Annotated in this window: 1 protein-coding gene and 1 pseudogene; one reads left to right on the top strand and one right to left on the bottom strand. The window is 46.2% G+C overall.

The features are described from left to right. A pseudogene (locus CRJ00_RS02135) lies at positions 1-215 on the top strand (IS110 family transposase); the annotation flags it as partial. Positions 216-405: 190 nt separating this feature from the next. On the opposite strand, the gene CRJ00_RS18730 reads toward CRJ00_RS02135, so the two are convergent. After that, the coding region (locus CRJ00_RS18730; protein WP_218962167.1) for a hypothetical protein at positions 406-665 on the bottom strand (260 nt) is incomplete at its 5' end.

Below are 665 nucleotides of genomic sequence, written 5' to 3'. Positions count from 1 at the left end.
TCTGCAAGATGGGGATGGGCCAGGTCAGAAAGGTGCTGTACATGGCGGCAATATCCGCCATCAGGAGCAACACCGCCTGCAGTGAGCTCTATGGGAGGTTGATGGAAAAGGGAAAGCCGCTCAAGGTCGCGATCATAGCAGTGGTGAACAAACTGATCAAACAGGCATTCGCCATCGCAAAATCTGGAAAGGGCTACATCGCAAAAGCGGCCTAATCAGAATATTATTTGGAGAAAATTTAATTTATTATTTGGATATATACACAGTTCATTGCGAGGAGGCACGACGAAGCAATCTTTTTTGTCATGCTGAGCGAAGTCGAAGCATCTGTTCGAATACTAACAACCGGACAGATCCTTCGACGATGCTACCAATGACATGTTGTATAACCTATTGTTAATCAGGTCAATGTATCTTATCTAATTTCATATCGAACTCCAGTGCCAACCTGTTTAGGTACTTTTCCTTCTGCTTTTTCAATTGTGTTTCATAGGTCTGCACCCCTTGTTCCACATAGGTAGTCCCCTTTACCATCAGTCGCCAATACTGTGCTGCCAATTTGTTGGCCATGGCCTTGATGGCGATCATAGGCCCTTTTCTGGCCCGAAGCCGTCGTCCGAATTCCCCGATCGCTATTTTCTTGCTCTGTAGGAGTCCCTGTGCAA

The organism is Sphingobacterium sp. 1.A.4 (assembly GCF_002734245.1).
Lineage (GTDB): Bacteria > Bacteroidota > Bacteroidia > Sphingobacteriales > Sphingobacteriaceae > Sphingobacterium > Sphingobacterium tenebrionis.
The sequence above is the reverse complement of the archived record's forward strand: the minus strand, read 5'-3'. Positions and strand labels throughout refer to the sequence as shown.